19 protein-coding genes are annotated in these 25,371 nt (G+C 69.8%); 10 read left to right on the top strand and 9 right to left on the bottom strand.

The features are described from left to right. The 3 genes from ACFWPQ_RS38320 to ACFWPQ_RS38330 form a co-directional block, all read left to right on the top strand. Nucleotides 1–1,562 (top strand): VWA domain-containing protein (locus ACFWPQ_RS38320; RefSeq protein ID WP_384045561.1); only part of this gene is annotated, 1,562 nt, incomplete at its 5' end. A 149-nt stretch (nt 1,563–1,711) separates the two neighbouring features. After that, a complete protein-coding gene (metG, locus tag ACFWPQ_RS38325) occupies nt 1,712–3,442 on the top strand; it encodes a methionine--tRNA ligase (RefSeq protein ID WP_384045563.1) in 1,731 nt (576 codons plus the stop codon). A 189-nt stretch (nt 3,443–3,631) separates the two neighbouring features. Next, on the top strand, nt 3,632–5,122 hold the full coding sequence (locus ACFWPQ_RS38330; RefSeq protein ID WP_384045566.1) for a polysaccharide pyruvyl transferase family protein: 1,491 nt from the start codon (nt 3,632–3,634) through the stop codon (nt 5,120–5,122). Nucleotides 5,123–5,138: 16 nt separating this feature from the next. Here ACFWPQ_RS38330 and ACFWPQ_RS38335 read toward each other — a convergent pair whose 3' ends face one another. The 3 genes from ACFWPQ_RS38335 to ACFWPQ_RS38345 all read right to left on the bottom strand — a co-directional run bounded on the left by ACFWPQ_RS38335 (nt 5,139) and on the right by ACFWPQ_RS38345 (nt 7,617). Beyond that, complete coding sequence (locus ACFWPQ_RS38335; RefSeq protein ID WP_384045569.1) at nt 5,139–5,486, bottom strand: DoxX family protein; 348 nt, start codon at nt 5,484–5,486, stop codon at nt 5,139–5,141. 88 nt (nt 5,487–5,574) lie between these two features. After that, entirely contained in the window at nt 5,575–6,927 is a 1,353-nt protein-coding gene (locus ACFWPQ_RS38340) for a polysaccharide lyase family 1 protein (protein ID WP_384045571.1), read from the bottom strand. A gap of 180 nt (nt 6,928–7,107) precedes the next feature. Continuing rightward, nucleotides 7,108–7,617 carry a zinc ribbon domain-containing protein gene (locus ACFWPQ_RS38345; protein ID WP_384045574.1) on the bottom strand — a complete coding sequence of 170 codons (510 nt, stop codon included), beginning with the start codon at nt 7,615–7,617 and terminating at the stop codon, nt 7,108–7,110. A 618-nt stretch (nt 7,618–8,235) separates the two neighbouring features. Between ACFWPQ_RS38345 and ACFWPQ_RS38350 the strand changes: the two genes are divergently transcribed. Then, the gene (locus ACFWPQ_RS38350) at nt 8,236–8,709 is read left to right on the top strand and encodes a hypothetical protein (RefSeq protein ID WP_384045577.1); all 474 of its coding nucleotides are present in this window, start codon (nt 8,236–8,238) and stop codon (nt 8,707–8,709) included. A 27-nt stretch (nt 8,710–8,736) separates the two neighbouring features. Further along, a complete protein-coding gene (locus tag ACFWPQ_RS38355) occupies nt 8,737–10,143 on the top strand; it encodes a VCBS repeat-containing protein (RefSeq protein WP_384045580.1) in 1,407 nt (468 codons plus the stop codon). 64 nt (nt 10,144–10,207) lie between these two features. Here ACFWPQ_RS38355 and ACFWPQ_RS38360 read toward each other — a convergent pair whose 3' ends face one another. Further along, nucleotides 10,208–11,134: an intradiol ring-cleavage dioxygenase gene (locus ACFWPQ_RS38360; protein WP_384045582.1), complete on the bottom strand. Its 927-nt coding sequence runs from the start codon at nt 11,132–11,134 to the stop codon at nt 10,208–10,210. 168 nt (nt 11,135–11,302) lie between these two features. Continuing rightward, complete coding sequence (aspS, locus tag ACFWPQ_RS38365; protein ID WP_361285591.1) at nt 11,303–13,066, bottom strand: aspartate--tRNA ligase; 1,764 nt, start codon at nt 13,064–13,066, stop codon at nt 11,303–11,305. Between the two features lie 168 nt (nt 13,067–13,234). Between aspS and ACFWPQ_RS38370 the strand changes: the two genes are divergently transcribed. Then, on the top strand, nt 13,235–15,346 hold the full coding sequence (locus ACFWPQ_RS38370; protein ID WP_384045585.1) for a SpoIIE family protein phosphatase: 2,112 nt from the start codon (nt 13,235–13,237) through the stop codon (nt 15,344–15,346). Here ACFWPQ_RS38370 and ACFWPQ_RS38375 read toward each other — a convergent pair. From ACFWPQ_RS38375 to ACFWPQ_RS38390, 4 genes are all read right to left on the bottom strand, one after another. Continuing rightward, nucleotides 15,343–16,386, bottom strand: coding sequence for an AI-2E family transporter (locus ACFWPQ_RS38375; protein ID WP_384045588.1), 1,044 nt, complete (start codon nt 16,384–16,386; stop codon nt 15,343–15,345). The two genes, ACFWPQ_RS38370 and ACFWPQ_RS38375, sit on opposite strands and share 4 nt — an antisense overlap. A 213-nt stretch (nt 16,387–16,599) precedes the next feature. Then, nucleotides 16,600–17,577 carry a pirin family protein gene (locus ACFWPQ_RS38380; protein WP_384045591.1) on the bottom strand — a complete coding sequence of 326 codons (978 nt, stop codon included), beginning with the start codon at nt 17,575–17,577 and terminating at the stop codon, nt 16,600–16,602. Nucleotides 17,578–17,711: 134 nt separating this feature from the next. Then, entirely contained in the window at nt 17,712–19,658 is a 1,947-nt protein-coding gene (locus ACFWPQ_RS38385) for an Ig-like domain repeat protein (RefSeq protein ID WP_384045594.1), read from the bottom strand. Between the two features lie 259 nt (nt 19,659–19,917). After that, nucleotides 19,918–20,400 carry an SseB family protein gene (locus ACFWPQ_RS38390; RefSeq protein ID WP_217545867.1) on the bottom strand — a complete coding sequence of 161 codons (483 nt, stop codon included), beginning with the start codon at nt 20,398–20,400 and terminating at the stop codon, nt 19,918–19,920. 175 nt (nt 20,401–20,575) lie between these two features. On the opposite strand from ACFWPQ_RS38390, the gene ACFWPQ_RS38395 reads away from it, so the two are divergent. The 4 genes from ACFWPQ_RS38395 (at nt 20,576) to ACFWPQ_RS38410 (ending at nt 25,317) form a co-directional block, all read left to right on the top strand. Then, on the top strand, nt 20,576–22,402 hold the full coding sequence (locus ACFWPQ_RS38395) for an acyl-CoA dehydrogenase (RefSeq protein WP_384045597.1): 1,827 nt from the start codon (nt 20,576–20,578) through the stop codon (nt 22,400–22,402). Nucleotides 22,403–22,477: 75 nt separating this feature from the next. Continuing rightward, a complete protein-coding gene (locus ACFWPQ_RS38400; protein ID WP_384045600.1) occupies nt 22,478–23,776 on the top strand; it encodes a M18 family aminopeptidase in 1,299 nt (432 codons plus the stop codon). Between the two features lie 205 nt (nt 23,777–23,981). Then, a complete protein-coding gene (locus tag ACFWPQ_RS38405; protein ID WP_384045603.1) occupies nt 23,982–25,088 on the top strand; it encodes a glycosyltransferase in 1,107 nt (368 codons plus the stop codon). A gap of 70 nt (nt 25,089–25,158) precedes the next feature. Further along, a complete protein-coding gene (locus ACFWPQ_RS38410) occupies nt 25,159–25,317 on the top strand; it encodes a hypothetical protein (protein ID WP_384045606.1) in 159 nt (52 codons plus the stop codon). Nucleotides 25,318–25,371: the final 54 nt, after the last annotated feature.

Consider the following 25,371-nt stretch of genomic DNA (forward strand, 5'->3'; position numbering starts at 1 on the left):
CCACCGAGCCCGCGGCAGAGGCGAAAGCCGACCCAGAGGCCGACGTGACGGCTGAGGCAGAGGCAGAGGCAGAGCCGACGGCTGAGGTCGAGATCGAGGCAGAGGCGAAGCCCGAGGCCGAGCCGGTCGCGAAGTCGGACGCCGAAGCCGACCAGGAGCCGGTCGCCGAGGCGACGCCCGAGGCCGAGACCGAGCCGACGGCGGAGCCGGTGGCCGAGACCGAGACCGAGCCGACGGCTGAACCGGTGGCAGAAGCCGAACCGGCAGCAGAAGTGACCAAGGAGCCGACCCCGGAACCGACGGCCGAAGCCGAGGTCGAGGCCGAGGTCGAGTCCGAGCCGGTTGCTGAAGTGACCGCCGAGCCGGTCGCCGAGGTTGCGGCCGAACCTGTGCCGGAACCGGTCGCAGAGGCCGAGCCGGTCGCCGAGGCCGAGTCCGAGCCGGACGCGAAGTCGGACACCGAAGCCGACCCGGAGCCGGTCGCCGAGCCGGAGCCGGTCGCCGAGCCGGAGCCGGTCGCCGAGGCGACGCCCGAGGCCGAGACCGAGCCGACGGCGGAGCCGGTGGCCGAGACTGAGGCTGAGGCTGAGCCCACGGCCGAACCGGCGGCGGAAGCCGAACCGGCAGCAGAGGTGACCGAGGAGCCGACCCCGGAGCCGACGGCCGAAGTGGCCGAACCGGCCGCGGCGGCCGAGCCCCAGTCCGACCCCGAGCCGGTGGCCGAAACCGTCGCGGAACCCACCCCCGACACCACCCCCGACACCGCCACCGAAGCCACCCCCGACACCGCTCCCGCGACCGCTCCCGAACCGGTCGCGGCGGCAGCCGGCACCGCCGCCCCGGAACCCGTCGCGGCCGCCGACGGCGAATCCGCCCCGCAGGGGCCACCCGCACCCGACGACGAAACCGTCACGGGTGGTGCGGGTGGGCACACCCCGGCCGACGGCGAAGCCGAGGCCGCGCTCGCCAAGGCCGGCCTCACCGGCACCCACGCCGCCACCTACCTCGTCCTCGACCGCTCCGCGAGCATGCGCCCGTACTACAAGGACGGCTCCGCCGCGGCCCTCGCCGACCAGACCCTCGCCCTCGCCACCCGCCTCACCCCGGCCGGCGAGGCCCCCTCCGTGCACGTCGTCTTCTTCTCCACCGAGGTCGACGGCACCACCGACCTCACCCCCGCCTCCCCCGAGAACGCGATCGACGAGGCGCACGCCGGCCTCGGCCGCATGGGCCGTACCAGCTACCACGCCGCCGTCGAGGCCGTACTCGCGCACTACGACAAGCACCACGACAAGGACGCCGCCCCCGCCCTCGTCGTCTTCCAGACCGACGGCGCCCCGGACGCGAAGACCCCCGCCACCCAGGCCCTCACGGACGCCGCGAAGTCCCACCCCGCCGTCTTCTTCTCCTTCGTCGCGTTCGGCGAGCACGAGAACAAGGCCTTCGACTACCTCCGCAAGCTGAAGACCGACAACGCGGCCTTCTTCCACGCGGGCCCGACCCCCCTGGAGCTCACGGACGCCGAGCTCTACGACGGTCTCCTGATCGACTGGCGCCCGTAACCCCACACCGCACGACACCGCACCACACCGCACCGCCCCATGCCGCCCGCTTCTCACCCAATAAAACGGGAAGCGGGCGGCATACACATGTCGGCTACGATTTCAAGGTTCGCAATAGCAGCAGCAGACCGACCTGGGAGCAGCCCCCGATGGCTCGACACCTCATCACCAGCGCCCTTCCGTACATCAACGGGATCAAGCACCTGGGCAACATGGTGGGGTCCATGCTCCCGGCGGACGTGTACTCCCGGTACCTCCGCCAGCGCGGCCACGACGTCCTCTACATCTGCGCGACGGACGAGCACGGCACCCCCGCCGAGCTCGCGGCGAAGGAGCAGGGCCTCCCGGTCGACGTGTTCTGCGCCCAGGCGCACGACGTCCAGAAGGCGGTCTACGACGGCTTCGCACTCGCGTTCGACTACTTCGGCCGTTCCTCCTCCGCCGAGAACCGCGACATCACCCAGCACTTCGCCCGCCGCCTGAACGAGAACGGCTTCATCGAGGAGCGGGCGATCCGCCAGGTGTACTCCCCGGTCGACGGCCGTTTCCTCCCGGACCGCTACGTCGAGGGCACCTGCCCGCACTGCGGCTACGACAAGGCCCGCGGCGACCAGTGCGAGAACTGCACCCGCGTCCTGGACCCGACCGACCTGATCAACCCGCGGTCGGCGATCTCCGGCTCCACGGACCTGGAGATCCGCGAGACCAAGCACCTCTTCCTCCTCCAGTCCAAGCTCCAGCACGAGGTCGAGGAGTGGGTCTCCCGCCACGAGGACGACTGGCCGCAGCTGGCCTCCTCGATCGCCCGCAAGTGGCTGACCGAGGGTCTGCACGACCGTGCGATCACCCGTGACCTGGACTGGGGCGTGCCCGTCCCGGCCGACACCTGGCCGGAGCTGGCCGCCGAGGGCAAGGTCTTCTACGTCTGGTTCGACGCCCCGATCGAGTACATCGGCGCGACGAAGGAGTGGTCGGACCAGGACCCGGAGAACCGGGACTGGAAGTCCTGGTGGTACGACGTGGACACCACCGTCCGCTACACGGAGTTCATGGCGAAGGACAACGTCCCCTTCCACACGGTGATGTTCCCGGCCACCGAACTCGGCGTCCGCGAACCGTGGAAGAAGGTCGACTACGTCAAGGCCTTCAACTGGCTGACGTACTACGGCGGCAAGTTCTCCACCTCGCAGAAGCGCGGCGTCTTCACCGACCAGGCCCTCGACATCCTGCCCGCCGACTACTGGCGCTACTTCCTCATCGCCAACGCCCCCGAGTCGGACGACTCGTCCTTCACCTGGGAGCACTTCACGGCGACGGTGAACAAGGACCTGGCCGACACCCTCGGCAACTTCGTCAACCGCGTCCTGTCCTTCTCGAAGAAGCGCTTCGGCGAGGAGGTCCCGGCCGGCGGCGAGCCCGGCGAGGCGGAGGCGAGGCTCGGCGAGGAGATCGCCGCGCTCCTCGCCGAGTACGAGTCCCACATGGAGTCCCTCCAGTTCCGCAAGGCCGCCGCGGCCCTGCGCGCCCTGTGGTCGGCCGGCAACTCCTACCTGGAGGAGAAGGCCCCCTGGCTGGAGATCAAGACGGACAAGGACGGCGCCGCTCTCACCCTGCGCACGGCGATGAACCTGATCCACCTCTACGCGGTGGTCTCGGAGCCCTTCATCCCGGCGACGGCGAAGACGATGCGCGAGGCGTTCGCCCTCGCCGACACTGTGTCTGATCAAAAGCGTGCGACCTGGGTCACCGCCGACGAGGCGAAGGCACTGGCCTCCGTCCCGGCCGGCACCCCCTTCACCGTGCCCCCGGTGCTGTTCGCGAAGCTCACGGACGAGGACCTGGAGACGTACAAGGAGCGCTTCGGCGGCACGGACGCCTGACGCCGTCCGACGCCCGACGCCCGACGCCCGACGTCGTACGCCCGCGCGCAGACCCCGGGTGGCCGGGGGGGTGGCCCCCACCCCACCGGGCCTCCGCCGTCCACGCGTGGGGCAGATCTCAGGTAAGAGACCAATCAGTCTCTTACTCCTCCTTCACCCCACGTTTACCTGCGGGATAGTGTGCCGTTCGTGAAACGCATCCTGATCCGCTCCGGAAAGAGCCCCTTCCGTGTCGCCACGCCGGCGGAGTTCATCCACCAGGACCTGATCGGGACCAACACCGGGAACCTGCTCTTCAGCGACTCGGCGCACAAGATGCTGACCACCCCGGACACCGAGGTGACGTCCAACGGCATCCGCACCGACCCCTCGGCCCGCCGCGCCGCGGAGATCAACGAGCAGTACGACGTCTTCGTCGTCCCGCTCGCCAACGCCTTCCGCCCGACCTTCCAGGCGTCCCTGGACCGGCTGACGACGCTCATCGAGCAGCTGACCATCCCGGTGGTGGTGTTCGGCGTGGGCGCCCAGGCCCCCGCGGACTACGACACCACGTGGCTGAACCCGATGGCGGACTCGGTCCGCCGCTTCGCCCGCGCGGTCCTGGACCGCTCCGCCTCCATCGGCGTACGCGGCGAGCTGACCTCGGACTACCTCAGGAGCCTCGGCTTCCACGACGTCGACATCATCGGCTGCCCGTCGATGTTCCTGTACGGCGACACCTTCCCGGAGATCCGGGCCACGGAGCTGGGCGGCGACTCACGCATCGCCCTCAACCTCTCCCCGGACGCGATACCCGTCGGCGACATAGCGGGCATCGCCCGGCACGCCTGGGAGCGCTACCCCCACCTCACCTACTACGCGCAGAACACCGTCGACGCGGAACTGCTGCTGTGGGGCGACACCAGCCCGGAGTCCGGGCACACGGACCCCTTCCCGCTCCAGCTCAGCCACGCCCTGTTCCAGGAGGACAAGGTCCGCATGCCGCTGGACCCGGCCACCTGGATCGACGAACTGCGCGGCTACGACTTCGCGTACGGCACCCGTATCCACGGCAATGTGGCCGCCCTGCTGGCCGGCACCCCGAGCGTCGTCCTCACCCACGACTCGCGCACCCTCGAACTGTGCCGCTACTTCGACATCCCGCACCGCCCGCTCACCGAGCTGGACGCCGCCACCGACCCGCGTGACCTCTACCAGGACGCCGACTTCTCCGCCATGGTCAAGGGACACGGCGAGCGCTTCGAGCGCATGATCGCCTTCCTCGACCGCAACGGCCTCCCGAACACGTACACCCACGGCGACGGGGGTGCCGCCTTCGACGCCCGGCTGGCCGCCCTCGACCTGCCCGCGTCGATGCCGGTCTGGGACGGCGGCGACGACGGCCAGATGCGGTACCGGATCAGCCGGCTCCGCGAGCGGATCACCGCGGCCGACGCCAAGGCCGACCGGCAGGCCCGGGAGAACAGGGAGCTGCGCACCCGGCTGGCCACCGCAGAGAAGCGCGCGACCGAGACGACCCGCGAGCTCGCCGCCCTCCGCAAGGAACTGACCGCCGCCACCAAGCGGCTGTCCGCGGTGGAACGCCAGGTCACCGGCATCGACAAGCGCCTCATGGTCCGGCTGGGCCCGGCCCTGCGCCGCCGCGTCCACCGCGCGAAGCCCAAGTCCCCCCAGAACTGAGCTCCCCCGGCCGCCGTCAGCTCAGCAGGCCCAGCACCAGCGCTCCGGCCACCGGCGCGGCGTAGACCAGCGGGAACGGAATGTGCGAGTACCACTTCGCCCGGGCCACGGTGATCGCGGCCCCGGTGAAGTAGACCAGCAGCCCCAAGGCCGCCAGCACCCCGACCACCGGCACGGCCAGCCCGACCAGCAGGCCGACCGCACCGGCGGCCTTGGCCAGCCCGAGCGGGGTCCACCAGGCCGGCGGCACCCGGTAGTCGGTCAGCGCCTTGACGATCCAGTCGGCCCGCATCAGCAGCACGGTTCCGGAGAACCCGGCCAGCAGGGCGGCGAGAACAGTCACGACGTCGTAAGCGATACGCATGAGAGGCTCCGATCAGGACCGTTGGACTGCCGGACACCTCTCTGACGCATACGCCCCCGACTGTGTGACAGCCGACGCGGAAAACTTCTCAGCTCGCGGTCAGCACACCCGCCCCCGCCGTCTTCGCCAGCTCCGCCGGCAGGTTCTTCGCGCTGCTCTCCAGGCCCGCCGTCAGGGTCGGGGTCCAGTTCACCGTCGTCTTGATCTTCTTGGAGTGCGCTGCGTTGTAGGCGGCGACCAGGTTGGTCGTGGTGCCGTTGACGAGGTTGCCGCTGCCCGCGATCGAGCCGGTGCCGTCGCCACTGAGCAGCTTGGAGACCTTGATGGAGCTCGGCACGGTCCAGTAGTTGTTCTGCGCCACGACCTGGGCCTTGGCGCGCGAGTTGATGCTGTACTGCAGCGCGTAGCCGTTCAGGGTGGTCACGTCGTAGACGTTGTTGTAGAGGTGCACCTGGCCGACGCGGGTGAGCGGGGCGCGCTGGACGATGCCCTTCCAGATGTTGTGGTGGAGCGTGACGCGCAGCTTGCCGCTCGGCTCGCTGTCGCTGCTGCCGATCAGCATCGTCTTGTCGTGGCTGGTGAACTGGTTGTGCTCGACGGTCACCAGGTCCGAGCTCTTGGTGATGTCGAGTTCGCCGTCGTGGACCTGGTACTCACGGCCGTAGTACTTCGGGTTGAGGCTGTCGAAGTGCCCGGCGTCGGTGAACGTGTTGTGGTCGGCCCACACGTGCGTCGCCCCGCGCAGCGTCACCGCGTCGTACTCGGAGTTCCAGTTGCCGTCGTCGCCGTCGGTCGGGTCCCACTGGGGGAAGCAGTCCTCGGTGTCGGAGAACGTCAGGTTGCGGACGATGACGTTGTCGACCTTCTGGATCTGGAGCATGCCGCCGGTGATGCCGGCCTTGGTGCCGGGGACGCCGACGATCGTGGTGTTGGCCGGCACCTTGAAGACGATGTTCGCGGCCTGCTTCTTCTGCGCGGCGGCCCGCGCCGTCTCCTGGGTGCCGGAGGGCAGCTTGGAGCGGCCGTACGTCGACGGGTCGAACGCCTTCAGATAGGCGCTCAGCGAGTACCCCGTGCCGGCCGCGTAGTCCGCGCAGGTCACCTTCTTCCCATTGCCGTCGGTGTTGGCGTCGATGGTGCCCTTGACCTTGATGATGCGCGGGGTGGTGTCGCTCGCCGATCCCAGCGCCTTCACCAGCTGGGCGCGGGTGGCCACGGTGAAGGTGTGCGCGGCGTCGGCCTTCGCACCACCGGTCGTACCGGAACCGGACGACGCCCAGCCGTCCTTGGCGGCGAGCGTCTGGTGGTACAGGTCGACGGCCGACGTGGCGTTCGCGCTCAGCACGAGCGCACCGGCACCGATCCCCGCGGCCACGACAGCGGCGGAGACGACGAGAACACGACGCTTACGGAGGGACCGACGGTGAGAGGAAGAGGCCACGGGGGAGTCCTTTACGTACTTCCGAAGTGCTGGAATCGGCCCGCCGGGGCGGGCTTCACTCCCCTGTGGTCACGGAGATCGAAAAGGTTGCCGTCACCTTCTCGGCCGTGCACGACCGATTCTGTGGCCTCGGTAGTGCACACCTCGTCGCGCTCCCGACTGCCCCCTACGACAGGACGGTCACGGGTCGCATCCACCCAACCCCCTTTGATTCAGGGAGAGGGTGGGTGCGGGTGCGGTGACAAACACCCACGCCGAGCGTGCGCGATCACGCACGTTGACCCCGGCGACGACGTCAGCGGGGCCCGCGAGCCCGCACCGACGACAGTGAAAGTGGTCCCGGCCAGGCCTGTTGGCCCGCTCGGTATGCCCACAGCGCGGACAGCGCTGCGAGGTATTCTTCCGCTGGAGTTCGGCGCGCTTACGGACCTGCCGGCGCCGGTAGCGTCCCAGACGACGCCCCTGGTAGTTGCTGCCGTCCGACGTGGTGGCCAGGTTCACCATGCCGCGGTCCACACCGATCCAGTCGGCCGGCGCGTACGGTTCGGGCTCGGGAATGTCGCAGGTGGCGACCAGGAACCACTTGCCGCGCCGCAGCACCAGGTCGCTCTCGCCCTTGCGGTACTGCACCGGTGTCTTGAGCTGGTTCGGGGAGCAGGCGAACCGGATCCCCTTCAGCCGCCCGTCCACAGTCCAGATCGACACCGTGCGCGCGTCGTACCGCCACGACAGACAGCGGTCGTCGAAGGGTTGCGCCGCTTCCGTTCGAAAGACGACCGGGGAGCCGATGGCTTTGCGGTGGGCACGGAGTTCGGTGTCCCCAGCCTCCCCGCCCGCAAGGCGGCCTCCAGGGCGGCGCAGGCGTCAACAACCTTCTTCACCACCCGGACCGCCGGTTGCGCCGACAGCCCGAAGGTCGCCTTCAGATCCGCGTACACCTCCCTTTGGAGCCCGTTGCGGTCCTTGAGGCCTTTGGCGAAAGCCACCGCTGACGCGTGGACGGCAGCCTGATTACAGGCACGCAGAGTTGCCTCAAGGGCCGACGCCTGCCAGGACGTCGGCAGCAGCTTCACACTGACCACCAGTTTCACAATCTCGGACCGTGGTACGAGGCCCGTACGTACGATCGCAATTCATTCGGAAGTGACCCCAAAGGGCGATGAGTCGAACAACTGGCCGCCAGAAGTAAGATCGGCCACCACTTCCCCATGGCGGACGCCGTGGCATTTTCGACAGAATCAGGTGAACATATCGGCGGGGTCGCACCCACGTTCCCGCATGTCCACAACACCTCCGTATGGTTTCGCCATGGCACCTGAGCTCATCCCGATCGCCTACGAGCCCCACGGCCGTACCGAGGCCATCGGTCACTTCACCGGCGGGCAGTTCCTGGCGTCGGTCACCTACGCGTTCCCCGAGGGGTTCCGGCTCGACGAGGGCTGGGAGGAGCAGAAGCGGCTGTACGCGGTGCTGCATCTCTTCGACGCCGAGGGGCACTACCGCGACTCGGAGATCTGGTGCGCGGGCAGCTGGGCCGAGCAGCAGCTCGATCCGGACGGCGCCGGGTCGGTGCTGGCGCGGGCCCGCGCGCATCTGGCGGGCATGCTGCGCAGCCTGCCGCGGCGGACGTACACGGACATCGCGATACGCCCGTTCCAGCTCACCGTCGACGGTGTGTTCTTCGGGCTGGTCGCGAAGGACGACGAGGACGGCGGGTGGGCCGAGCTCTACCCGGACCACCTGGGCTTCGGTGAGCCCTGGGACGGCCGGTACGACACCTGACAGTCGGGGAATCCAGGGGGGTTACTCATGCACAGATGGGGTGCGGCCGCGTTCGTGGCCGCGTCTTTGGTCGGCGGCGTCCTGCTGCCGGCCGTCCCGGCGGCCGCCGTACACGGCGCCGTGCCCGGCGACTTCAACGGTGACGGCTACCGTGACGCGGTCCTGCCCGCGCCGGGCGCGAACGTGGCCGGCAAGGAGGGCGCGGGCGCGGTCGTCGTGCTGTACGGCTCCGCCTCGGGGCTGTCGACGAGCCGCCGTAGGACCATCACCCAGAACACCGCCGGCGTGCCGGGCGTCAGCGAGGCCGGCGACGCCTTCGGGTCCGCCACCGCCACGGCCGACCTGAACCGGGACGGCTACGCCGACCTGGTGGTCGGAACGCCGTACGAGGACACCTCGAAGGGCACCGACTCCGGTGCGGTGACCGTGCTCTGGGGCAGCAGGAGCGGGCTGACGAGCGGCACGGACCTGCCGTCGCCGTCATCCTCCCCGGAGCACTACGGCAAGGACGTCGCCGCGCTCGGCCTGGGCGCCGGGGCGAAGACGCGGGTGGTGGTCGCCGGAACGGACGCGACCGTGGGCTTCGGCGGACCGTTCACCCGGACGGGCTCGTTCGGATCCGCCGTGTACAACGACGACACGGCGTCCCCCATGTCCGTCGCGCTCGGCGACCTCAACGGCGACGGCGTACCCGACGTGGCCTCGGCCACGGACCGGCTGAGCGGCCTGAGCGGCGGCGAGGTCTACACGAACCCCGCCTACGGCTACGCGCTCAAGGGCAACGGCCTGATCCTGGCCTCCGGCGACATCAACGGCGACGGATACGCCGACCTCGTGGCCGGCGACCCGGACGAGCCGGAGAAGGCGGGCGTGGACGGGGCGCTGGGCGGCCGCGTCCTCGTCTGGTACGGCTCCGCCGCGGGTGTCACGACGACCACGACGCCCGTCCAGATCACGCAGAACACCGCCGGTGTTCCCGGCGCGAGTGAGAAGGGCGACGACTTCGGCGGGTCCCTGGCGGTGGCCGACCTCGACCGGGACGGCCTCGCGGACATCGTGATCGGATCGCCGTTCGAGAGCCTGGCCAAGGGCCGGGCGGGTCAGGTGACCGTGGTCCCCGGCCGCCGCAGCGGCGCCCTCGGCACCGGCTCGTACTCCTTCTCCCAGGACACCGCGGGCGTCCCCGGTGCCTCCGAGACCGACGACTTCTTCGGTACGACGGTCTCGGTCGGGGACATCGACAAGGACGGCAGGCCGGAGCTGTTCGTCGGTGCGGCGGGCGAGAACAACTCCACCGGAGCCGTCTGGGTCTTCCCTGGTGGCTCCGCCCGGCCGACGGCCACGGGCAGCCGCGTCATCACACCGCATGCCGTCGGCCTCACCCAGCAGTGGGGCACCATGCTGGGCGGCGACGGACTGCTCTCGGTGATCTGAACGCACCGGAGGCGCCCGGGACCTCCTTCGTGGATCCCGGGCGCCGGCCTCACGGCTGTCGGCGTCAGCCGTTGTTCGTCTCGTCCGGTTCGACGCCCAGCGTCAGATGGCCGCGGACGCCGCGGGCGATGTGGTGGCGGTCGTACTTGAGGTAGAGCAGGCCGCCCTCGTGCCCGTTGTCCGGGTAGATGGTGTCCTCGTCGAGGGTGGTGCGGGTGGTGGTGTTGCTCGCGTACGGCTCCACCTCGGCCGACAGCAGGACCGACTTCTCGTCGAAGAACAGCTGGCCCGTGTGGCAGGTGTGGCCGCCCTCGTAACCGGCGTCCGTCCACTCGCCGTCCACGTGCACCTTGACGTGGATGTGGACGCACCGGCCCTGGTACCAGCCGGGGAAGACGGTCTTGAAGGTGACGTGGCCGTGCCGGTCCGTGTGCCAGGTGCCGCGCAGGTAGCGGGTGTCGTCGGTCGGCTCCTGGTGGCCGCCGCCACCGCCGGGCGGGGGCCCGGTGGGCGTGCCGGTCGGCGCGTCGGTGGGTGCGCCGGTCGGCGGGGTGCCGCCGCCACCGCCGCCGCTGCCCGACGACTCGTACCCCGAGTAGACGCCCGACGCGTTGCAGTGCCAGATGTCCACGGCCGCGTTCCGGAGCGGCTTGCAGGTCTCCGCGTCGATCACCTTGAGGGTGAGGTGCAGGGGGATGCCCGCCTGGTCCTCGGTGACGTCCTGGCGGAGCTTGTCGGCGTCGATGTAGTAAGGGCCCTCGACCAGTTCGGAGGTGAGCGTGTAGCAGGCGCCCTCCGAGGCCGAGGGCGAGGCCTCGGTTCTGGCGCCGGTCTCCGCGTCGGTGGTGCCGTCGGTCGCCGCGAAGGCGCTGCCGACGCCCACCGCGGTCACGGCCACGCTGCCCGCCGCCAGGACGGTACGGCGGGCCAACTTCCTTCTCTCTTCAGGGGATTGAGCATCTGTGGGGGTGGGGGTGTGGGTGTCTGTCATGGTCAGGGACCGTAGACAAGGCCGGGCCTGTGCGAACATCGGAGCGAGCTGTGAATGCGCGGTACGCAAGCGAAAGGCTCGAAACCGACGCCGGTTTCGAGCCTTTCCTTCAGCTGTGCTGTCAGCTGTGCTGTTTCTGCGTGCCTACTGCACTGCCTACTGCATGCCTTACTTCGGCTGCGGCTTCCGGATGGAGATGTTCAGCTCGCGCAGGCGGGTCTCCTCCAGCTCGGTCGGCGCGCCCATCATCAGGTCCTGGGCGTTGCCGTTGAGCGGGAAGGCGATGGTCTCGCGGATGTTCGGCTCGTCGGCGAGGAGCATCACGATGCGGTCCACGCCCGGAGCGATGCCGCCGTGCGGCGGGGCGCCGAAGCGGAACGCGCGGAGCATGCCGGCGAACTCGCGCTCGACGGTCTCCTCGTCGTAGCCCGCGATGCCGAAGGCCTTGAGCATGATGTCGGGCTCGTGGTTCCGGATGGCACCGGAGGAGAGCTCGACGCCGTTGCAGACGATGTCGTACTGCCAGGCGAGGATGTCCAGCGGGTCCTGGGTCTCCAGGGCCTCCATGCCGCCCTGGGGCATGGAGAACGGGTTGTGCGAGAAGTCGATCTTGCCGGTGTCCTCGTCCTTCTCGAACATCGGGAAGTCGACGATCCAGCAGAACCGGAAGACGTTCTCCTCGAAGTGCCCGGCGCGCTTGGCGGCCTCGACCCGCACCGCGCCCATGATCTTGGAGACCTCGTCGAACTCGCCCGCGCCGAAGAAGACGGCGTGCCCGGCGGCCAGCTGGAGCCGCTTGGTGAGCTCGGCGACGTTCTCCTCGGTGAGGAACTTGGCGATCGGGCCGGAGAGGGAGCCGTCCTCGGCCACGCGGACCCAGGCCAGGCCCTTGGCGCCCTGCGAGACCGCGTAGTCGCCGAGCTGGTCGAAGAACTTGCGGGGCTGCGCGGAGACATCCGGCACCGGCAGCGCGCGCACGTGCTTGCCGGCGAAGGCCTTGAACTCCGAGCCCTCGAAGATGTCGGTGATGTCGACGAGCTCCAGCTGGGCGCGGAGGTCCGGCTTGTCGGAGCCGTACTTCAGCATCGCCTCGCGGAACGGGATCCGCGGGAAGGGGGACGTCACGTGACGGCCGTTGCCGAACTCCTCGAAGAGCTCGGTCATCAGCTGCTCGATCGGGCGGAAGACGTCCTCCTGCTCGACGAAGCTCATCTCGACGTCGAGCTGGTAGAACTCGCCGGGCGAGCGGTCGGCGCGGGCGTCCTCGTCGCGGAAGCAGGGCGCGATCTGGAAGTAGCGGTCGAAGCCGGAGATCATCAGCAGCTGCTTGAACTGCTGCGGGGCCTGCGGCAGCGCGTAGAACTTGCCCGGGTTCAGGCGGGAGGGGACGACGAAGTCACGCGCGCCCTCGGGGGAGGTGGCGGTGAGGATCGGCGTCGCCATCTCGTTGAAGCCGAGGGCGACCATCTTGTGGCGGATGGCCGAGATGACCGCCGTGCGCAGCATGATGTTGCGGTGCATGCGCTCGCGGCGCAGGTCCAGGAAGCGGTACTCCAGGCGCCGCTCCTCGTTGACCCCGTCCTCGGTGTTGATCGTGAACGGCAGCGGGGCGGCCGCGCCGAGCAGCTCGACCTCGCTCACCTCGACCTCGACCTCGCCGGTGGGCAGATCCGCGTTGATGTTCTCGGTTCCACGTGAAACAACGCGGCCGTCGACGCGGACCGTGGACTCCTTGGAGAGCTTGTCCAGGGCCTCGTACGCCGGGGTGCCGGGGCGGGCGACGAGCTGCGTGATGCCGTAGTGGTCGCGCAGATCGATGAAGAGGATGCCGCCCAGGTCGCGCCGATTGTGCAGCCAGCCGCTCAGCCGGACGTCGGTGCCGACGTCAGAGGCGCGGAGCTGGCCGCAGGTGTGGGACCTGTACCGATGCATCGTCGGGTGTTCCTCATCTTCGTGGTCTGCCGAGGTGCTCTCCTCGACCCGGACCGGCACGGGGCCCGGACCCATCAAGGGTACCGGGCACCCAAAGATCGGCTCCCCACCATTAATGCGGCCCTGAAACAGTGGCACTCTCCGATCCCATCTTCTTAAAGTGGGGCAATGCGAACTGGCGAGCCCCTGCCCGCCGTGGAGGACGTCCTCGCCGCCCTCGCGACCGGGCTGTGGCACTGGGACACCGCCACCGGGCTGGTCACCGCGGACGCGGAGGCGGCCCGGCTGATCGGGCTGCCGGCCGAGGCGTCCGTCCTGTCGGAGTCCCTGGTCCGGTCCCGTTTCCATCCCGTGGACTGGAACGAGAACACCAGCATCACCCGGCTGGCCGCGGTCGAGGGCACCCTCGCGGAGGTACGACTGCGGGTCATGGACGAGCGGGGCCGGCTGATCCGTACCGTGCGCAGCCGTTTCCGGCCGGTGTACGACTCCGAGGAGCGCGTGTACCGGGTGACCGGCACCCTCCAGGAGGCCACGGAGCCGACCCCCGGCAGCGCCGTCCAGCATCCGGTCACCGGTGACTGGCGGCGCTCCCGGGAGGCGTTCCTGCTGGACGCGGGCCGGGCGCTGGCCGAGGCACGGTCCACGGAGGAGGTGCTGCGGGTCGCCGCGGGCCTGTCGATGCCGGGGTTCTCGCCGGACGGGCTGGTCGTCTTCGGGATCAAGGGCGACCGGCTGATGATGACCGGCCACCACGGCCAGCAGATCGACGAGGACAGCCCCTTCAGCAGCATGCCGCTGGACACCGACTACCCGGCGGCCGAGGTGGCACGGACCGGCCGGGCCGTCTATCTCTCCTCCGCCGAGCATTACAGGTCCCGGTACCCGGTGACCTGGCCGCTCGCCGAGCGCTTCGGCCGGCAGTCCTGGGCCTTCCTGCCGCTGACGGTGGCCGGACGGACCATGGGCGCCTGGATGGCGGGCTTCACCTACCCGGTGTCGTTCACCCCGGACGAGCGGTCCGTGCTCACCACGGTGGCCCGGATGCTGGCGCAGGCCCTGTCCCGGGCCGGGATCGCCGACTCGGAGCGGGAGCTGACGGACGGCCTCCAGCGCTCCATGCTGCCGACGCTGGGCCCCGACATACCCGGCATGGACACGGCCGCCCGCTACATACCGACCGGCGGCGGGCTCCAGGTGGGCGGCGACTGGTACGACATGATCCCGCTGCCGTCCGGCCGGCACGCCCTGGTCATCGGCGACGTCCAGGGGCATGACGTACGGGCCGCCGGCCTGATGGGCCAGCTGCGGATCGCGCTGCGCGCCTACGCCTCCGAGGGCCACCGTCCGGACGCGGTGCTCTCCCGGGCCTCCCGTTTCCTGCACGGGATCACCTACGACGAGGACGACGCCGACCTGCGCTTCGCGACCTGCCTGTACGTCGAGGCGGATCCGGCGACCGGGGTGCTGGAGATCGCCCGGGCGGGACATCTCGACCCGACGATCCGCATGGCCGACGGCACGGTGCTGCGGCGGCCCACGGCGGGCGGGCTGCCGCTCGGCATCGACCCGGACGCCGACTACCCGACGACGCGGTTCGCCCTCGAACCCGGCGAGACCATGATGATCTGCACCGACGGCCTGATCGAGACCGGCGGCCACGACATCGAGAGCGGCTGGCAGCGGATCCGGGCGATCATGGAGGAGCACGACGACGGCGACCTGGAGAAACTGGCCGACGGCCTGGTCCAGGCCGTGCACGGCCCCTCCTCCCACCACACCACCGGGCCGCTGGCCGACCGTCGCGAGGACGACATAGCGGTGCTGCTGCTGTCCCGGCCGGCCGGCGGCCGCGGCGACGAGCCGCCGGCCGTACGGCCGCGGATCCGCCGCACCCTGCTGTCGGTGGCCCAGGACGAGCCCGAGCGGATCTCCGAGGCCCGCCAGCACCTGCGGGAGCTGCTGCACGACTGGGGCCCGCCCGACCAGGTCGACTCGGCCGTGCTCCTGGTCTCCGAGATGCTCACGAACGTCCTCGTGCACACCGATGCGGACGCGCTGCTGCTCGCCGAGGTCTCCGGCCAGGCCCCCGAGCGCCGCCTGCGGGTCGAGGTCACGGACGCCGGCGACGACCTCCCGCACAAGCGCCGCCCCGGCGAGCTGGCTTCCTCCGGCCGCGGCCTGGTCCTGATCGAGGTCCTGGCGGACGCCTGGGGCGTCGATCCGCGCGGGCAGGGCAAGAGCATCTGGTTCGAGCTGTACGAGAACGACAAGCCCTAGCCGGTGGCGTCGGCCGGTGGCGCCTCGCCGGTGCCGTAGCGGGCGCGCAGCTCGTGTACGACCCCGAAGGCGGCCGCGGTGAGCGGTACGGCCAGCAGCATGCCGAGGATCCCGGCGACGGAGGCGCCGCCGGTGATGGCCAGCATCACCACCGCCGGGTGCATCTGCATGGTCCGGCTCTGGATCATGGGCTGCAGTACGTGCCCCTCCAGCACCTGCACGGCGAGCACGACGCCCAGCGCCCAGAGCGCGATGACGAAGCCGCGGTCGGCGAGGGCGACCAGGACGGCGACGGCACCGGAGATGAAGGCGCCGAGGTAGGGGATGTAGGCGCCGACCAGGACGAGCGCGCCGAGTCCGACGGCCCCGGGTACGCGGAGGACGAGCAGGCCGACGGTGATGCAGACGGCGTCGATGAACGCGATGACGGTGGTGCCGCGCATGAACCCCTCGATGCCCTGGAAGGCACGGCGGGCCATGGCCTCGACCATGTCGGCGCTGGAGCCGGGCGCGATGCCCCGGATGGCGCCGACGACCCGGTCCGAGTCGCGCAGGAAGAAGAAGACGAGCAGCAGCGCGAGGACGGCCATGGCGAGAGCCTCTCCCACCACGCTCACCCCGCTGATGACGTTGGAGGCGGCGGTCCCGCCGAACTTGGCGAGCAGCTCCTTCGCGTTGCCGGCCAGGTCGTCGAGGGAGGTCCCGGCGGCCCCGAAGTGCTGGGCCAGCGACTTCGCCGCGGCCTTCAGCGAGGAGATGATCTCGTCGCCGGTGTCGATGAGGGCGGCGACGACGATGTAGACGGCACCGCCGACGACGGCGACGACGGCGACGCAGGTGAGGCCGGCGGCGAGGGAGCGGTGCACGCCGACCTGGACGAGCCGTCGGTACAGCGGGCCGAGCAGGGCGAGGAGCACCGGGGTCACCGCGGTGCGGAACTCCGAGCAGAGCCGGATGCCGACGTACCCCACTCCGGCGGCCAGCAGCAGCACCGCACACCACGCAGCGAAACGGCGCACGGGCTCGGGCAACAGCTGCACGGGTCCAGCGGACCATGCGAGGCCGACGAACGCCCTGCCGCACACCCCCTCCCGAGTGAACGCCCCCACCACCGCCGTACCAGGAGGCTCCGCCCCCTGGCCCCCCAGAACCTTCGCCCACCCACCACCCGTCTCGGTCGATGAAGAGGCGAGGTCGAAGGGGGGAGGCCTGGCGCGGATGGTTGCGCCAGGCCTCTCCGGTGACTCCGTCGGTTACGCCTGCGGGCCGGATTCCGTCATGCCGTGTACCGCCGGGATCGTGCCCAGGCGGCCCTTCTGGAAGTCCTCGAAGGCCTGCATGAGCTCGTCCTTGGTGTTCATGACGAACGGGCCGTAGTGGGCCATCGGCTCACGGATCGGCTGTCCGCCGAGCAGCACGACCTCCAGGTCCGGCGTGTGCGAGTCCTGCTTCTCGTCCGCGCGGACGGTGAGGGAGGAGCCGCTGCCGAAGACGGCGGTCTGGCCGAGGTGGATCGGGCGGCGCTCGGCGCCCACCGAGCCCTTGCCGGCCAGCACGTAGGCGAGGCCGTTGAAGTCCTCCCGCCAGGGCAGCGTGACCTCGGCGCCCGGAGCGACGGTCGCGTGGATCATCGTGATCGGGGTGTGCGTGATGCCGGGGCCGGCGTGGCCGTCCAGCTCGCCCGCGATGACGCGCAGCAGCGCACCGCCGTCGGGGGTCGTCAGCAGCTGCACCTGGCCACCGCGGATGTCCTGGTACCTCGGCGCCATCATCTTGTCCTTGGCCGGGAGGTTCACCCACAGCTGGAGACCGTGGAAGAGACCGCCGGACATGACGAGGGACTCCGGCGGGGCCTCGATGTGGAGCAGACCGGAGCCGGCCGTCATCCACTGGGTGTCGCCGTTGGTGATGGTGCCACCGCCGCCGTTGCTGTCCTGGTGGTCGAAGACGCCGTCGATGATGTAGGTGACGGTCTCGAAGCCGCGGTGCGGGTGCCAGGGGGTGCCCTTGGGCTCGCCCGGCGCGTACTCCACCTCACCCATCTGGTCCATCATGATGAACGGGTCGAGGTGGCGGTAGTTGATCCCCGCGAACGCCCGGCGCACCGGGAAACCCTCACCCTCGAAACCGCTCGGCGCGGTCGTGACGGCGAGCACGGGACGGGACACGGCGTCGGCCGATGCGGTCACCCGGGGCAGGGTCAGCGGGTTCTCGACGGTCACTGCAGGCATGTTGGCTCCTCCTTGTGCGCCCACTTTAGTTGAGCGTTGAACTTTCTGCCACCCCTAACGGAGAAGGCCCGGAGGACATTCCCTCCGGGCCCGTCATCCCCCGATCGGTGGATCAGCCGTGGATCAGTCGTGGGTCAGTTGCTGAAGTAGAGGTACTTCCACGCGCCGTACGTCGTGGAGTTCACGGTGTCGCCGGACGTGCCGTTGACGTACACCGACCGCACCCGCGCCCGGATCCCGGACTCGCCCGGCGCCCCGAGCTGCACGGCCGACTTGCCGTTCGAGGAGACCGGGAAGTACTCGGAGTCCGTGGAGTACCACGAGCCCTGGTAGTAGACCTGCAGGTCGAAGCGCTGCGCGCGGCCCGGGTAGTAGGTCATCGTGGTGGTGATGACCGGGTCGGTGTTCTTGTGGAACCAGTAGTACGACGTCGAACCGATCTTCGCCGTCTTGTAGTGCTTGGAGACCGCGGTGGAGATCTTGACCCGCGCGTACGCCGTGGCCTTCACGGTCTTCGGCGCGTAGCGGGCGTCGCCGTCGAAGACCGCGGAGACGGCCGTGTCGCGGGTCATGTCCACCCAGGCCGCGATGTTCCCGTGGGAGTCCACCTTGCCGGTCTTGATCAGCTTCTTGCCCTTGTCACCGCCGAAGGGGTCCGCGTAGATCCTGACCGAGCGGTTCTTGTACGTCGTCCCCAGGTGCGCGGTGAACTTGACGTCGGCGCCGTAGTTGTACAGCTTGCCGTTGTTGTTCAGGCTCAGGCTCGTCCCCGCGCGGGAGACCGTGACCTTGTCGGAGGCGGTGGCCGTGGTGTGGTCGGCGTCGCCCGCGAAGGTCACCTTGTAGGTGACCGTGCCGCCGGCCGGCGGGGTGTCGGTGAAGGAGTACGTGCCGTCCGTCTTGACCGTGACGGCGGCGAGCTGCTTGCCGTTCGGGCTCTCCAGGTCGGTACGGGTGACGGCCAGCCGGGTGCCCGCCGCGAACGGCACACTGGCCGTGATCTTTCCGGTCACCGTGAGCTTCTTGGCGCGGGGCGCGGACGCCGGCGCGTTGACGGTGAGGGTCGGGACGCTGTGCGTGGGGTCGGTGAGCACCCTGAGCTGGTAGCCGGCGGACGAGGACACCAGGGCGAAGAGCCGGGAGGAGTCCGGGGCCCAGGCGGCGTCGGCCGTATATCCGGCGTAGGTGCGCACCGGAACGGTCGTGTTCGGCCGGTAGACCGCCAGCTGCTCCTCCCCGAACTGGGCGACCAGGCCGTTCGGGGCGATGTCGGCGCCTCGCCCGGAGGGGTAGGCGCCGGCGGGGCTGAACCTGCCGTCGGCGTAGGAGTGCCGTTCGGTGCCGTCCACCAGGACCTGTGCGGCTCCCGGGACCAGGTCGACGTCGTTGACGTAGTTCAGGGAGTAGCTGCCGTCGTGCCATGCGGTCAGCCGCGGTGCGGCACCGGAGACGTCGAGGACGGCCATCAGGTCCTTGGACGAGTCGTTGAAGTCGGTCGTGGCGACGGCCAGCAGCCCGGGCGCGGACGGGTCGGTGTCGAGATAGGCCGCACCGCCGACCACCTGATGGTCCTGGTCCTGCGGGAAGAGGCCGAGCGTCATCGGATCGGCGCCGGTCGCCGGGTCCACCGCCGGGTCGATCGAGCCCAGGTTCCCCTTCGACTGGTCGTCCTCGTAGGTGAACCAGACCTTCCCGGCGGAGACCGCGACATACAGCGGCCCGATGCCCGTGGCCACCGGGTAGCGGGCCTTGACGTCCAGAGTGGCCGCGTCGAGGGCGACGATCTCGTGGCTGACCCGTGCGGTCGCGTACAGGGTGGCGCCGTCGTCGGACAGCGCCAGGTCGAAGATGCCGTCGATACCGCTCACCGAGTCGACGCGGTTGCCGTTGTAGTCGGCGGCCACGATGGTGTCGTTCGTGTCGTTGCCGACGAACACCCGCCCCAGGGCGGCGTCCACGACGATGCCCGCGGGGGAACCGACGCTGACGGGGACCGCCGACGCCGAACCGGCCGCCGCGACACTCAGCGCGACAGAGCTGAAAAGGACCGCGAGCGCCGTCGCGGCCGAAGTGCTGCGCATACGCACAGTGCTGAAACCCCCCACAGGAATCCCGGTGGCACCGGGAGAACGAGAGCGCCGCGCGACGCCCGTACCCGGCCGTCGGGAGACCGACGGCACACGGGGCGCGGCTGCCCGGGGAAGCCTATGGCATGGCTGTGACAATCGGGGCGGAGTTTTCGACGCGGTGACGGCGGGGGCGGTGACGGCGAGAGAGGCGGCTGCGAGAGCGGCGACTCCGGGAGCGGCGACTCGGGAGCAGCGACTCCGGCGGCGGTGTCTAGCCGTACATCCGTCGCATCGCGAATTCCACCATCTGCTCGACCGCCTTGGCGTCGAACACCATCCGGTGCTCGCCCTCCATGTCCAGGACGAAGCCGTAGCCGGTCGGGAGGAGGTCGATGACCTCCGCGCCGGTGATCACGAAGTACTTGGACTCCTTGCCGGCGTACCGGCGCAGCTCCTTCAGCGAGGTGAACATGGGGATCACCGGCTGCTGGGTGTTGTGCAGGGCCAGGAACCCGGGGTTGTCACCGCGCGGGCAGTACACCTTGGACGTGGCGAAGACCTGCTGGAAGTCCTCGGCGGTCACCTGGCCCGTGGTGAAGGCGCGCACCGCGTCCGCGAGCGAGGGCGGGGACGGCTCGGGGTAGAGCGGCGGCTGCTGGCCGTACCCGCCGAGCCCGCCGGCCATCTGCTGCTGCGACGAGGCGTACTGCTGCTGAGCGGCCCCACCGTCCATGGGCTGGCCGTATCCATACATGCGCGCAAGCCTACCGAGACACGCGGTGTCTGCGGGAAGGTAGACCCTTCTCACACTTCACCCGATGGGGGTTGCGTCTTATTACCGACGGGTAGCATCATCGGAGCTACTCGTTGGTATGTGAAAGCTTGCGCGAGGATTCAGTGCCTCGCCGATCCGGATACGGAGCGTCACCATGGGGCACTACAAGTCCAACCTCCGCGACATCGAATTCAACCTGTTCGAAGTGCTCGGGCGCGACAAGCTGTACGGCACCGGCCCGTTCGCCGAGATGGACACCGACACCGCGAAGAGCGTCCTGGAGGAGCTGACCCGGCTCGCCGAGAACGAGCTGGCGGAGTCCTTCACCGACGCCGACCGCAACCCGCCGGTCTTCGACCCGGAGACCAACACCGCCCCGGTCCCGGCGTCCTTCAAGAAGAGCTACAAGGCCTTCATGGACTCCGAGTACTGGCGCCTGGGCCTGCCCGAGGAGATCGGCGGCACCACCGCCCCGCCGTCGCTTATCTGGTCGTACGCGGAGCTGGTCCTCGGCGCCAACCCGGCCGTGTGGATGTACTCCTCCGGCCCGGCGTTCGCGCGCATCCTCTTCGAGGAGGGCACCGAGGAGCAGAAGAAGTGGGCGCAGCTCGCCGTGGACCGGACCTGGGGTTCGACCATGGTGCTCACCGAGCCCGACGCGGGTTCGGACGTCGGCGCCGGCCGTACCAAGGCGGTCCAGCAGGAGGACGGCTCCTGGCACATCGAGGGCGTGAAGCGCTTCATCACCTCCGGTGAGCACGACATGGAGGAGAACATCCTTCACTACGTGCTGGCGCGCCCGGAAGGTGCCGGTCCCGGCACCAAGGGCCTCTCCCTCTTCCTCGTGCCCAAGTACCTCTTCGACTTCGAGACCGGCGAGCTGGGCGAGCGCAACGGCGTCTACGCGACGAACGTCGAGCACAAGATGGGCCTGAAGGCCTCCAACACCTGCGAGATGACCTTCGGCGACCGCCACCCGGCCAAGGGCTGGCTGATCGGCGACAAGCACGAGGGCATCCGCCAGATGTTCCGGATCATCGAGTTCGCCCGGATGATGGTCGGCACGAAGGCCATCTCGACGCTGTCCACCGGCTACCTGAACGCCCTGGAGTACGCCAAGGAGCGCGTCCAGGGTCCGGACCTGGCGAACTTCCTGGACAAGACCGCGCCCAAGGTCACCATCACCCACCACCCCGACGTCCGCCGCTCGCTGATCACGCAGAAGGCGTACGCCGAGGGCATGCGCGCCCTCGTCCTCTACACCGCCTCGGTCCAGGACGCCATCGCCGTCAAGGAGGCGAACGGCGAGGACCCGAAGGCCGAGCACGCGCTGAACGACCTGCTCCTGCCGATCGTCAAGGGCTACGGCTCCGAGAAGGGCTACGAGCAGCTCGCCCAGTCGCTCCAGACCTTCGGCGGCTCCGGCTTCCTGCAGGAGTACCCGATCGAGCAGTACATCCGCGACGCCAAGATCGACACCCTCTACGAGGGCACCACCGCCATCCAGGGCCAGGACTTCTTCTTCCGGAAGATCGTCCGCAACCAGGGCGCGGCGCTGAACTCCCTCGCCGAGGACATCAAGAAGTTCCTGGCGCTCGGCACCGGCGGCGAGGAGCTGGCGGGCGCCCGCGAGCACCTCGCGAAGGCGGCCGTCGAGCTGGAGGCGATCGTCGGCCTGATGCTGACCGACCTCGCGGCCACCGAGCAGGACGTCAAGAACATCTACAAGGTGGGCCTGAACACCACCCGCCTGCTGCTCGCCTCCGGTGACGTGATCGTCGGCTACCTGCTGCTCAAGGGCGCCGCGATCGCCGCCGAGAAGCTGGAGACGGCGTCCAACAAGGACAAGCCCTTCTACACCGGCAAGATCGCGGCGGCGAAGTTCTTCGCGGCCAACGTGCTGCCGGGCGTCACCCTGGCCCGCAAGGTCGCGGCCGACGTCGACCTCGACCTGATGGAGCTGGACGAGGCGGCGTTCTGACCGACCCGGGTTCCGCCACGGTGGCCCGCTCCCTCTCCGGGGAGCGGGCCACCGTACGTCGTTAAGGTGAAGTACATGAGCGCACCCTCCCGCTTCGATCGCGGCCACACCGACGACCTGATGGCCTTCCTCGCGGCCGGCCCCACGCCCTACCACGCCGTGGCGAACGCCGGCGAGCGGCTGGAGAAGGCCGGTTTCCGGCAGGTCAACGAGACGGACGCCTGGGACGGCACATCAGGCGGCAGGTACGTGCTGCGCGGCGGCGCGATCATCGCCTGGTACGTCCCGGAGGGCGCCGCACCCCACACGCCGTTCCGGATCGTCGGCGCCCACACCGACTCCCCGAACCTGCGGGTGAAGCCGCGCCCGGACACCGGGGGGCACGGCTTCCGCCAGGTCGCCGTGGAGATCTACGGCGGACCGCTCATGAACTCCTGGCTCGACCGGGACCTGGGTCTGGCCGGCCGGCTCAGCCTGCGCGACGGCTCCACCCGCCTCGTCGACGTGAACCGGCCGCTGCTGCGGGTGCCGCAGCTCGCCATCCACCTGGACCGTTCGGTCAGCAGCGAGGGCCTCAAGCTCGACAAGCAGCGCCATCTCCAGCCGATCTGGGGCCTCGGCGACGACGTCCGCGACGGCGACCTGATCGCCTTCCTGGAGCAGGAGTCGGGCCTGCCGGCCGGCTCGGTGACCGGCTGGGACCTGATGACCTACGCCGTGGAACCGCCCGCCTACCTGGGCCGCGACCAGGAGCTGATGGCCGGGCCCCGGATGGACAACCTGCTGTCCGTGCACGCCGGTACCGCGGCCCTGGCGGCCGTGGCGGCGGGCGGGGCGGAGCTGCCGTACATCCCCGTCCTCGCCGCCTTCGACCACGAGGAGACCGGCTCCCAGTCGGACACCGGCGCGGACGGGCCGCTGCTCGGCAGTGTGCTGGAGCGCTCGGTGCTGGCACGCGGCGGGTCGTACGAGGACCGGGCGAGAGCCTTCGCGGGCACCGTCTGTCTCTCCTCCGACATGGGCCACGCCGTCCACCCCAACTACGCCGAGCGCCACGACCCGACGCACCACCCCCGCGCCAACGGCGGCCCGATCCTCAAGGTCAACGTCAACAACCGCTACGCGACGGACGGTTCGGGCCGCGCGGTGTTCGCCGCCGCCTGCGAGAAGGCCGGGGTGCCCTTCCAGACCTTCGTCTCCAACAACTCCATGCCCTGCGGCACCACGATCGGCCCGATCACCGCGGCCCGCCACGGCATCCGGACCGTCGACATCGGCGCGGCCATCCTCTCCATGCACAGCGCCCGCGAACTGTGCGGCGCCGACGACCCGTTCCTGCTGGCGAACGCCCTGGTGGCGTTCCTGGAAGGCTAGTCGGGGGGTGCTCGCACCCGGCGGCGGGTACGGCGCGTAACGGACACAGCCGTACCCACAGGGTCATCACAGGCAACCGTGAGCAATCCGTTACAGCGTTCAACTACCGGAGTTGTACGGATTTCGTGAAGACTGTGGATCACTGAAGGGTCCGGAACATCGAATTCCGGATCCACCACGGTCTTCACGACAGGGGGTACGAGCCGTGCGCCGTCACGCCACGCGCCGTGCCCACGCCGCCCGCGAGGAGCCGGGCGACAGACCCAGACTCGCCGTGCTGATCCCGGCCCACAACGAGCAGGAACGTATCTCCGACGCGATCGACGGACTCTGGGAACAGACCCGGCGCCCCGACCTGATCGTCGTCGTCGCCGACAACTGCACCGACGACACGGCCGCCGTCGCCGCCGCCCACGGTGCCCAGGTCTTCCCCACCCAGGACAACACCCACAAGAAGGCCGGCGCGCTCAACCAGGCCATCGCCTGGGTGCTGCCGCACCTGGACGACCGCGACCTGCTCCTCGTGCAGGACGCCGACACCGTCCTCAACCCCTGGTTCGTCGAGACCGCGCTCGCCACCTTCAACCGCAAGGTCGGCGCGGTCGGCGGAGTCTTCTACGGCGAGGACGGCGGCGGCTTCCTCGGCCTGCTGCAGCGCATGGAGTTCCACCGCTACGCCTGGGAACTGGAGCGCACCGGCGGCCGGGCCCAGGTCCTCACCGGCACCGGCACGATGTTCCGCGCCCGGGTGCTGCGCGAGGTCCGCGCCGCCCGCCGCGCCGGCGAACTCGGCGGCGGCGGCAGCTACTACAGCCTCGCCTCGCTCACCGAGGACGACGAGATGACCAAGGCGGTCAAGACCCTCGGCTACCGGGCCATGTCCCCGGCGGGCTGCGCGGTCACCACCGAGGTCATGCCCACCCTGCCCAAGCTGTGGCACCAGCGGCTGCGGTGGCAGCGCGGCGCGCTGGAGAACCTCCGCGACTACGGCTGGACCAAGGTCACCGCCCGCTACTTCATGCAGCAGTTCCTGATGGGCTTCGGCGCACTCTCGTTCCTGATCTACCTGACCTACATGGCCGCGTACACCTCGCTGTACGGCTGGCCCGGTCTGTCGCCGTTCTGGACGGCGATCGGCCTCATCTTCATCGTCGAGAAGACCGTCTCCGTACGGCGCGCGGGACCGAAGGCCGTCCTGGTCGCCGCCGTGATGATCCCGGAAATGCTCTACGACCTCTTCCAGCACGCCGTCTACTTCACCTCACTGTGGGGGCTGGTGCGCCGCAGCGAGGAGAAGTGGGTGGCGACGTGAGCCGGTGCCCGTTGCCCGGCAACCCCACCGACCCCGCCCCCCACATGGCAACCCTCATAGGAGAAGCACGATGTACGGACGAGTGATCGGCGCGGGCACGGCCGGCGCGGGCGGTGCGACCCTGGCCGCCACCGGGCTGTGGATCAACAGCATGGCGATGGTGGTGGCGGCCACGACGCTGGTGGCGGCCGGGGTGGCGCTGTTCAAGCTGGTTCCGCGGCGGCGGTAGCCGGTTGTGTGTTGACTGCGGGTGCGTGGGGGCTGGTCCCGCAGTTCCCCGCGC

It is taken from the genome of Streptomyces sp. NPDC058464 (genome assembly GCF_042721035.1).
Taxonomy (GTDB): domain Bacteria; phylum Actinomycetota; class Actinomycetes; order Streptomycetales; family Streptomycetaceae; genus Streptomyces.

Excerpts from the sequence above, each read along its gene's own strand:
- metG (WP_384045563.1), top strand. The coding sequence starts at position 1,712 with ATGGCTCGACACCTCATCACCAGCGCCCTTCCGTACATCAACGGGATC.
- ACFWPQ_RS38335 (WP_384045569.1), bottom strand. The coding sequence starts at position 5,486 with ATGCGTATCGCTTACGACGTCGTGACTGTTCTCGCCGCCCTGCTGGCC.
- ACFWPQ_RS38350 (WP_384045577.1), top strand. The coding sequence starts at position 8,236 with ATGGCACCTGAGCTCATCCCGATCGCCTACGAGCCCCACGGCCGTACC.
- ACFWPQ_RS38355 (WP_384045580.1), top strand. The coding sequence starts at position 8,737 with ATGCACAGATGGGGTGCGGCCGCGTTCGTGGCCGCGTCTTTGGTCGGC.
- ACFWPQ_RS38360 (WP_384045582.1), bottom strand. The coding sequence starts at position 11,134 with ATGACAGACACCCACACCCCCACCCCCACAGATGCTCAATCCCCTGAA.
- aspS (WP_361285591.1), bottom strand. The coding sequence starts at position 13,066 with ATGCATCGGTACAGGTCCCACACCTGCGGCCAGCTCCGCGCCTCTGAC.
- ACFWPQ_RS38370 (WP_384045585.1), top strand. The coding sequence starts at position 13,235 with ATGCGAACTGGCGAGCCCCTGCCCGCCGTGGAGGACGTCCTCGCCGCC.
- ACFWPQ_RS38380 (WP_384045591.1), bottom strand. The coding sequence starts at position 17,577 with ATGCCTGCAGTGACCGTCGAGAACCCGCTGACCCTGCCCCGGGTGACC.
- ACFWPQ_RS38385 (WP_384045594.1), bottom strand. The coding sequence starts at position 19,658 with ATGCGCAGCACTTCGGCCGCGACGGCGCTCGCGGTCCTTTTCAGCTCT.
- ACFWPQ_RS38390 (WP_217545867.1), bottom strand. The coding sequence starts at position 20,400 with ATGTATGGATACGGCCAGCCCATGGACGGTGGGGCCGCTCAGCAGCAG.
- ACFWPQ_RS38395 (WP_384045597.1), top strand. The coding sequence starts at position 20,576 with ATGGGGCACTACAAGTCCAACCTCCGCGACATCGAATTCAACCTGTTC.
- ACFWPQ_RS38400 (WP_384045600.1), top strand. The coding sequence starts at position 22,478 with ATGAGCGCACCCTCCCGCTTCGATCGCGGCCACACCGACGACCTGATG.
- ACFWPQ_RS38410 (WP_384045606.1), top strand. The coding sequence starts at position 25,159 with ATGTACGGACGAGTGATCGGCGCGGGCACGGCCGGCGCGGGCGGTGCG.